An 8,884-nucleotide genomic window follows, 5' to 3' on the forward strand; every position below is an offset into this window, starting at 1 on the left:
CCGCCATGTCGGCGGCCCGCAGCAAGGACACCTACCTGGCCGCGAAGTTCCGGCGCATCGCCTCACGACGGGGTCCGATCAAGGCCATCGTCGCCCTCGAGCACGCCATGCTCGTCGCCATCTGGCACATGCTCACCACCGACACTCCCTACGGCGAATCGGGAGGCGACTACTTCACCCGGCTCAATCCGGACAAGGCCAAGCACCGTGCGCTCGACCAGCTCCACAAGATGGGCTACTCGGTGACACTCGAGCCCCTGGCGGTTGCTGGGTAACAGCGAATCTTCGCCTCAGCGCACCAGGGCGAGCTCGTCGAACGCTGCGGCGAGCGTCAGTCCGGGACGTGCATCGACCCCAAGTTCGTAGTGGCCTCGCCGCAGGTTCTGGATGAAGGCATCTCCTCGGATCACGACGCTTGCGGTCCGGTCCCGTTTGAGGTCCCCCATCGGTTGAAGTCTTGCCTTGAGCCGCCCATGATCAGCTTCGACCCGGTTGTTGTCGTACTGGGTGGTGTCATGGAGTGCAGCCGGCAGGAGGTCCGTGGCCACGCGGACCAAGGCGTGGGCCCGGTCAGTGGTGATCTCGGCCGGCGCGCCATGGGAGCTGATCGCATTGGTGAAGAACCTTGTCGCAGCCTTCAGGTCTCGCTTCTTGGACACGAACACGTCGATGACCTGCCCGTATTGGTCGACCGCTCGGTACACGTACCGCCAGGTCCCGGACACCTTCACGTAGGTCTCGTCGACGAACCAGTGTCCGCCGACAGGGTGGAGGCATAGTCGAGCCGCGTCCACCAGGATCGGTGTGAACCGCTGGACCCACCGGAAGAGGGTCACGTGGTCGACCTCGATGCCACGCTCGGCGAGCAGCTCCTCCGGATCCCGGTAGGACAATCCGTAGCGCAGGTACCAGCGCACAGCGATCAAGATGACCTCAGGCGGGAACCTGAACCCGGCGAACGCTGACCTGGGTGGCTGGATGGGCCGGATGAGACGGAAATCCTTCATGCCGACAGCCTCGTCCATGAGCGGATTAGGCACGAGCCCCAAGGCGACCAGGCCGGGGCGCGCTCAATGCAACAGTGCCGATTATCGGCACCCACAACGTCGCCGGGGACGTCGCAGGGAACCAGGCCCCGTCCGGAGGTCCACCGGGCTGGCCATGGTGGCGACCCTGTGAATGAATGTGGCTTTGTACCCTAGTCATCGCGGCGTCCCCCACCGTAGCGTCGTCCCAAGGTACGGACAGCTCGCGGCATCGCAGAGGTCGGGAGGGGGTCTGATGCAGGAAGAGACGTTTGACATCGTGGTGGTCGGGGGTGGCCACAATGGCTCGACGATCGCGGCCTATCTCGCCAAGTCGGGCCTCTCGGTCGCGGTATGTGAGGCGCGCCCGGAATGCGGCGGTGGCCAGGAGAACACCGAGCCGCGTCCCGGGTTCCGCATCGACCCGCACGCCACCTACCTCTACGGCGGCGCGGCCCCGGGCTTCGACCAGCTCGAGCTGTGGAAGTACGGGATGCGAATGGTCTACTACCCGTCGATGTCGGGCGTCGTCACGCTCGACGGCATCGCTGCGAACTTGGGGAGCAGGTGGCGCCCGGACATCGGCGAGGAGGCCGCTCGCCGCTATTTCCCCGACAACGCCGGCGGGATCGGCGGCCTCGGCGATGCCCTCTCGGAGCCGGCCATGCGCGAGCTGCTCCGGGCGCTCTTCTGGACGCCACCGCACCCGCGCCAGCACGAGATCGACGAGGCCGATCTGCCATGGTGGAAGGTGTTCCGAAAGCACGTCCCCGACATCTGGACCGACCGCCTGCTCGACATGAGCTACTGCGACTTCCTCGAGGAGTTCGTGCCGTGGGAGCCGGCCCGCGTGGTCGCGGCTATGGGCGCCTGGTACTGCGGCGCCCACCCCAACTGGGACGGGATGTTGCTTCCATCAATGGGCGGCACGCTGCTGTTCAGCTACTCTGGGGGCTCGCCACGCGGGGGAATGCACACCTACGCCCACGCGATCATCCGGTGTGCGATCGCGCATGGAGCTCGGATCCTGACGAACTCGCCGGTCGAGGAGATCGTCGTCCGCAATGGACGTGCTGTCGGCGTCAAGCTCTCCGCAGAGGCGTCGTACCCGGAGAAGACGATCTGGGCGCGCAAGGCGGTGATCTCCGGAGCCGACGTGAAGCAGACGTTCATGCACCTCGTCGGTCCGCAGCACACCGACCCGGGGTTCGCCCAGCGCATAGACGACGTCTCGCTCAAGGGGGGCAGCCTCTTCGTGATGTCGCTGATCTGCCGTGAGCTTCCGAAGTATCACGGTCGCGACGACGCCTTCCCCGAGGACGTCTATCCGTCGTGCGTGGTCGGCCCCGCCGACTCGATGGAGTTCGTCTACACCCAGACTCGCGACGCGTACTCGCACAAGAAGGCACCGGAGCATCTCACGCCGGAGCATCTCACGATGATGATCTGCTCGCATGACCAGTACGACCCGACCCGCACGGTGGAGGGCTACCACGTACTGTCGCCGATCTACCTCGAGTGCCCCCCACCGCAGTACGACGTGGACGGGCCCGCGGCCTACAACCGAAGGAAGAAGGAGATCGTCGACGCCGCCCTGGCGCTCATTGAGCGGATGGCGCCGAACATGAACTCCGACAACATCGTCGACGTCTTCGTCAACACGCCGTATGACTCGGAGTTCCGCAACGCCGGCATGTCGGGCGGCAACTGGTACGGGGCGCGCCAGTCGTCCGATCAGTGGTTCGGCACGAGGCCGATCCCCGAGCTCGCCCGGTACCGCACGCCGATCGACGGACTCTACATGTGCAGCCAGAGCATGCATCCCGGGGGGCTCTGTCTGATGGCGGTGCCGTACAACCTGATGCACATCCTCATCGAGGACGGCGTCGTCGAGCCTGCCAGCTGGTGGTATCCGTCGGACTGGTACGTGCCCGAGGCCGGTCGCCAGATTGTCGGGGTGTCGTGATGGTCAGATCTGGCTACGGCATGGAGCCGACCGAGCACATCCTCGACGAGTTCCCCGAACACTCCGTGTTCGACGTCGCGATCGTCGGCGGCGGACCGAATGGACTCATCGCCGCCGCCTACCTCGCCCGGGCCGGCCTGCGCACGATCGTCGTCGAGCGCCGGCACGAAGTCGGCGGCGGGCTCGCCACCGAGGAGACACTGTTCCCCGGCTACTACACGAATCCGCACGCCATTTACCACATGATGACGGACTACATGCCTCTGTTCCGCGACTTCGACTTCGGTGTGCACGGCCTCACATTCGTGAAGCCGAACGCCCAGACCGCAGCGGTCTTCTCTGACAAGACGAGCGTCATGCTGTGCAACCAAGTCGAGGACACGAAGGACTCGATCGCCAAGTTCAGCCAGCGCGATGCCAACAACTTCGGGAAGACCTTGCGCCACTGGCGGCGGCTCGTCGACGACGTGATCGCACCAGGCACCTATCTCCCGCCGATGTCACCGCTGGACATGATCGAGGCGTTCGAGAAGACAGAGGCCGGTCGAGAGGTGCTCCGGCTCACGGAGATGTCACCGATCGAGATCGTCAACGAACTCGCAGAGGACGACCGTGTCCGAACGCTGCTGCTGTACGCCGCCTGCATGTGGGGGCTGAACCCCCACGAGAGCGGCCTTGGCTTTCTCGTCCCGCTGTATATCGATCGCGCGGCCAACAAGGCCCAGTGCTACGGGGGATCCCACAAGCTTGCCGGGTCGCTATCGCGGGAGATCCTCCGCAACGGGGGCGTGGTACTCGACAACGCCGAGGTCACGTCCTTCATCGTCGAGAACGGGAAGGTGACCGGGCTCGAGGTCTTCGACGGGCGCGTGATCGAGGCCAAGGCCGTGCTGTCGAGCCTGCCCCCCCCAATCACCTTCGGGAAGCTGCTGCCGAGCGAGAGCGTGCCGCAGGAGCTCGAGCGCGTGTCGAATGAGTGGGAGTGGGACGACTGGTCCTTCTTCACCGTGGCGGTAGCGACCGACGAAGCGCCGCACTACGAGACCGACGACCCGTGGGTCAACGACGCCTTTATGGTCGTGACGGGGTTCGACTCGACCGAGCAGCTGCTGCGGCACTGGGACGGCGTGCTCGCCGGACGCCTCGACCTCGACTGCGTGGGAGGTCATGCCACGGTCGAGACGCGCTATGACCCGACGCTCGTCCGGGTACCCGGGCACCACGTGAGCTTCATCCAGGCGCACGTCCCCGGGGCGATTGAGGGCGGCTGGAAGGCACACCAGGAGGCGCTGACTGAAGTGCTCCTTTCGGGGTGGGGGCGCTCGGCTCGCAACGTCTCGCCGGCGAACATCGTGCTGACGACCGCGGAGAGCCCGCTCGATATCGAGACGCGGCTCCCGAACATGGTGCGCGGGTCGATCAAGCACGGCGCGTACAACGCTTTGCAAATGGGCGTGTTCCGTCCGCACGACTCGTGCGTCGCGGGACGTACGCCGCTCGAGGGGCTGTATCTGTGTGGCGCGTCGTCGTACCCTGGAGGCCTCGTCATCGGCGGGCCCGGCTACATCGCGGCGAACTCGGTCGCCGAGGACTTGGGCGTGCAGAAGTGGTGGACTCCGCCGGACTACGTGCGACGGTATCGGGAGACGTACCTGTCGTGAGGCTCAGATCTCGGGGACTGGGCCGTAAGGAACTCGTTATGGACTTCCGTGAGTACGAAGTCACTCGTGAGGGCAACGACGTGATTGTGACCGGGACGATCCGCGAGCCCGTCAACTGGGACTTCACGATTCGCATGACGGGTGACGACATCCCGGGAATGCTGCGGCTCGGGCTGCACCGCCACACGCTCGCGATGGCCGCGCACTGGCTGTTCCGCCGCCGGTCGCGGTCGTTGGCAACCGCGGAGCCGGCTCCCGCGGCGAAGCCCGAGCCCATGGTGTCACCCCGAGCCGTCCGCAAGGCGCCGGTGGCAGCGGTCTCGCCTCGACCGGCTCAGCCGGGGGCCGACAACGGGGAACCCGAGGTCGAGGAACCCAAGGTCGCGGAGCCCGACAAGATCGTGCCCGCAGCGCCCGCAGCGCCCGCAGCGGTCGATGCGAGGCCGCAGCGTCCCGCCCGGCCGGCGCAGGTCGGCAAGGCGACGGCCGACTTCGGGACTCCCCGCCGACGGGGTGAGCCCGTCGGCGGGCCCAAGGTGGCGACGGACGCCGTCGCGAGAGGAGCAGGAACGTGACTCGGACGTACGACGCAATCGTGATCGGCTCGGGCCACAACGGCCTGTGCCTAGCCGCTTACCTGCAACGCGCCGGCCTCTCCACGGTGGTGCTCGAGCGTCGGCATGAGGAGGGTGGCGGCGTGAACACCGAGGAGCCAGTCCTACCGGGCTTCCGACACAATATGCACGCCCAGTTCATGGAGTTCTTCGACATCATGCCGATGATCAAGGACTTCGGACTGGAGGACCTCGGCCTTCGCACCGTGATGCCCGAGGCCCAGGCCGGCATCACCTTCGCAGACGGACGCCCTCCGGTGATCCTCCACCGTCCCGACCTCCTCGATCGAACGCACGAGAGCATCGCGCGCTACTCGCGTGCGGACGCTGACAGGTACGTCGAGCTCAAGCACCGCGCTGCCGCGCTCGAGCAGCTGCTCGCCGCGAACCTCTATACGATCCCGCAGCCCGCCAGCCTCGACGAACAGGGCGAGATGATCACGAGCGAGTTCGGCGACATGGGCGTCGGCCCCCAGTTCCTGATGAAGTCTCCCAAGAACGTCATCGATGAGCTCTTCGAGACGCCCGAGCTCCGAGCTCTGCTCTACCGGGCATGCGTGGAGTGGGGCTATCCGATCGACGGGCAGGGCACCGGAGCGGGCTTCCTGCTCTTTGTGATGTGGACGCTCGGCAACTGGAAACTCGTCCTGGGCGGCACGCATGGTCTCGCCAAGGCGATGACCCAGGCGTGCTACCGCGAGGGTGTGGACCTGGTCGAGAACGTCATGGTGGACCAGGTCATCGTGGAGGACGGGCGTGCGGTCGGGGTCAGGACCCGACTCGGCGAGTACCGGGCCACCAAGGTCGTGGCGTCGAATGCGGACCTACGGCAGACCCTTCTCGACCTGGTCGGTGAGGAACACCTCAGCCCGCTGTGGGTGCAGCGGGCGCGTGCGTACCGGTACGGACCCAGCCACGTGCTCGGGACGCCGTGCTTCTGCCTCTACGAGGCGCCCCACTACAAGTCCGCGCGATGGGACCCGGCCATCGACCGGTCTTTTTACACCATGGTCGGCTTCGACGGGCCGGACGACACGATCCGTTACATCCGCGACGCCTACTCGGGCAAGGTGCCCAAGCCCGCGGCGGGTACCTGGGTCAACAGCATGTGGGACACGTCGCAGGCGCCTCCTGGGCGGCATGCCGCAACCGGGTGGTACTTCCTGCCGTGCGCGAGTGAACTCACAGCCCAGGAGTGGGCCGAGGTGCGGGCGACCTTCAACGAGCAGTTCCTCGACGTCTGGCACGAGTCGGCGCCCAACATGAACAGCGACAACGTGATCGCCCACAAGCTCTACACACCCGACCAGATGGAACGGAAGAACCTGATGCGAGAGGGCGACTTCTCCAATGGGGAGTTCTCGGCAGACCAGATCGGACCGAACCGGCCGTTCCCCGAGGCCTCCAACTACCGCACCGAGGTCGATGGGCTGTATCTCTGCGGGCCTTCGGCGTACCCCGGTGGCGGGGTCCATGCGGCATGTGGCTACAACGCGTACAAGGCGATCGCTGAGGACCTCGGGTTGCCCAGTCCGGCGCTCGCCGAGCGCGGGTACTGAGAGGAGTACGGATGGCAGACATCTACACGACCGAGTGGTACTCCGAGGTCCGCGACGCCATGAACGACCGGATCGCGACGATGAACGGGCTGCCGGCGGACGAGATTCTGATCAAGGTGGAGATCGTCGGCGACGGTGTCTCGCCCTACGTCGAGGCGGCCGCGGAGCGCCACTTCCTCGTGAAGATCGAAGCCGGTCGTTGCGCCTGGTACCGAGAGGTCGAGGGCGACGACCCCGCCCTCACCTTGAACTACCGGTTTCGCGGCTCCGCGACGACGTTCGATGAGATCGCTGCGGGCCTCGAGGACCCGATCAACGCCGCGCTCCAGGGTGGGATCAAGGTCCGCGGGGACATGCGGTTCCTGATGCGCCAGGCCGAGCAGGTCAAGGTCCTGCTCGATGCCTACGCGAGCGGGGTGCAGACGTCCTGGCCGAAGGGCCGTCCCCCCTATGCCCCGAGCGAACAGGTGCAGGTCCGTGCGTGACGCCTACGACGCCATCATCATCGGAGCCGGGCACAACGGGCTCACGCTCGGCGCCTACCTCGCCCGCAGCGGACTCGAGGTGCTGGTACTCGAGCGCCGGCACGAAGAGGGCGGGGGGCTGTGCACCGAGGAACTCACCCAGCCCGGGTTCCTGCACAACGTGCATGCCAACTACCACACGTTCGTCGACCTCGCGCCGCCCGTGCACGACCTCGACGTGCGCGGGCACGGCGTCGAGTACGTCCGACCCGAGGTGCAGATGGCGTCGATCTACGACGACGGCACCGCGCTCACGATCCACACGGACCTCGACAAGACCTGCGCATCGATCGCCAGGTTCTCCGAGCAGGACGCCGAGACCTTCCGCCGCCTCTACACCGAGGCACACGGCTACGTCGATCTGCTCCTGGGCACGCTCATGTACCAGCCGCCGATGTCGGTCAAGGAGCTGACGAAGGCGCTGTCGACCTTCGGCGTCGAGGGCCGGTCCGAGTTCCTCTCGGTCAAGCTGCGTCGCGAGACCATCAACCAGTTCCTCGACCAGCACTTCACGCATCCCAAGGTGAAGGCGCACCTCGCCTTCCACGGTGCGGTGTGCGCCTACACGAACGATGTGCCGGGGCTCGCTATCGGCTTCCCGCTCCTCGTCGGCAAGATCGACAACTGGCACCTGTGCGTCGGTGGTTCGCACCGCCTCGCCCATGCGCTGTGGCGCGACCTCGCGCAGCACGGCGGCGTGATGGTCAGCGACGCCGACGTCCGGGCGATCGTCGTCGACGACAGCCGCGCCGTTGGGGTACGCCTCGCGGACGGTACCGAGATCGCGGCGCGCAGGCTTGTCGCGTCGACTGTGTCGGTGGAGCAGACCTTCCTCGAGTTCCTCGAGCCCGCGGCGCTGCCGGCGGAACTGCCCGAGCGCGTGCGGAAGGACGTCAAGCACAAGGACTGGTCGCTGTTCTCGGTCCACCTCGCGATGTCAGCACTGCCGCAGTACGAGGCTGCCGCATTCGATCCCGACGTGGACCGGGCCTGGGTTGTCAACCTCGGCTACGGGTCACTCGAGGAGTTGAATGCCGACTTCGACGCGGTGCGTGCAGGACGGCTCCCCGAGCCGAGGCCGAACGCGGCGGTCAACTCGCTCTATGACCCGACTGACGCGCCTGCGGGGTGCTTCACCGGCCTGCTTCGCCAGTTCGCCCCGTTCTCGATCGCCCAGGGAGGCGAGGGCGAATGGGAGAGCTTGGGTCGGTGGTACGGGCGCCGCTGCATCGAGGCGTGGCGCCGCTACGCGCCGAACCTCACCGACGACTCGATCATCGACTGGGTGCCCTACACCCCGCTCGAGATCACCCAGAAGCTCCCGAACATGGTCCGTGGGGACTGGATGATGGGCGAGGTGAGCCTCGCGAACATGCTCGACCAGCGTCCTCTGCCCGAGCTCGGCCAGTACCGCACGCCGGTCGACGCACTCTACATGGCCGGCTCGACCCAGCACCCGCACGGCTTCATCACGTTCGCCCCCGCGTACAACGCGCTGCAGGTGATCGCCGACGACCTCGGCATCGACGCGTGGT

8 protein-coding genes are annotated in these 8,884 nt (G+C 66.5%); 7 read left to right on the forward strand and 1 reads right to left on the reverse strand.

Annotated elements, in window-relative coordinates:
• Positions 1-275, forward strand: a 275-nt coding sequence (locus VNF71_04715) for an IS110 family transposase (GenBank protein HVA73845.1), incomplete at its 5' end; no start/stop codon positions are given.
• A 15-nt stretch (positions 276-290) separates the two neighbouring features.
• Here the strand turns inward: VNF71_04715 and VNF71_04720 are convergent.
• Positions 291-1,007 carry an IS6 family transposase gene (locus tag VNF71_04720; protein ID HVA73846.1) on the reverse strand — a complete coding sequence of 239 codons (717 nt, stop codon included), beginning with the start codon at positions 1,005-1,007 and terminating at the stop codon, positions 291-293.
• A gap of 274 nt (positions 1,008-1,281) precedes the next feature.
• Between VNF71_04720 and VNF71_04725 the strand changes: the two genes are divergently transcribed.
• The 6 genes from VNF71_04725 to VNF71_04750 all read left to right on the forward strand — a co-directional run.
• On the forward strand, positions 1,282-2,991 hold the full coding sequence (locus tag VNF71_04725) for an NAD(P)/FAD-dependent oxidoreductase (GenBank protein ID HVA73847.1): 1,710 nt from the start codon (positions 1,282-1,284) through the stop codon (positions 2,989-2,991).
• The gene (locus VNF71_04730) at positions 2,991-4,652 is read left to right on the forward strand and encodes an NAD(P)/FAD-dependent oxidoreductase (protein HVA73848.1); all 1,662 of its coding nucleotides are present in this window, start codon (positions 2,991-2,993) and stop codon (positions 4,650-4,652) included. The genes VNF71_04725 and VNF71_04730 overlap by 1 nt, the downstream gene beginning before the upstream one ends.
• A 38-nt stretch (positions 4,653-4,690) precedes the next feature.
• Positions 4,691-5,227, forward strand: coding sequence for a hypothetical protein (locus VNF71_04735; GenBank protein ID HVA73849.1), 537 nt, complete (start codon positions 4,691-4,693; stop codon positions 5,225-5,227).
• A complete protein-coding gene (locus VNF71_04740; protein ID HVA73850.1) occupies positions 5,224-6,825 on the forward strand; it encodes an NAD(P)/FAD-dependent oxidoreductase in 1,602 nt (533 codons plus the stop codon). Before VNF71_04735 ends, VNF71_04740 begins: the two co-directional genes overlap by 4 nt.
• 11 nt (positions 6,826-6,836) lie before the next feature.
• Positions 6,837-7,310: an SCP2 sterol-binding domain-containing protein gene (locus VNF71_04745; protein HVA73851.1), complete on the forward strand. Its 474-nt coding sequence runs from the start codon at positions 6,837-6,839 to the stop codon at positions 7,308-7,310.
• A partial coding sequence (locus VNF71_04750; GenBank protein ID HVA73852.1) for an NAD(P)/FAD-dependent oxidoreductase occupies positions 7,303-8,884 on the forward strand: 1,582 nt, incomplete at its 3' end. The genes VNF71_04745 and VNF71_04750, both read left to right, overlap by 8 nt.

It is taken from the genome of Acidimicrobiales bacterium, from assembly GCA_035533095.1.
GTDB lineage: Bacteria > Actinomycetota > Acidimicrobiia > Acidimicrobiales > Palsa-688 > DATLUM01.

What these genes read in the sequence shown, in the direction of transcription:
- VNF71_04730 (HVA73848.1), top strand. Translation starts at nt 2,991, where the DNA reads ATGGTCAGATCTGGCTACGGCATGGAGCCGACCGAGCACATCCTCGAC.
- VNF71_04720 (HVA73846.1), bottom strand. Translation starts at nt 1,007, where the DNA reads ATGAAGGATTTCCGTCTCATCCGGCCCATCCAGCCACCCAGGTCAGCG.
- VNF71_04725 (HVA73847.1), top strand. Translation starts at nt 1,282, where the DNA reads ATGCAGGAAGAGACGTTTGACATCGTGGTGGTCGGGGGTGGCCACAAT.
- VNF71_04735 (HVA73849.1), top strand. Translation starts at nt 4,691, where the DNA reads ATGGACTTCCGTGAGTACGAAGTCACTCGTGAGGGCAACGACGTGATT.
- VNF71_04745 (HVA73851.1), top strand. Translation starts at nt 6,837, where the DNA reads ATGGCAGACATCTACACGACCGAGTGGTACTCCGAGGTCCGCGACGCC.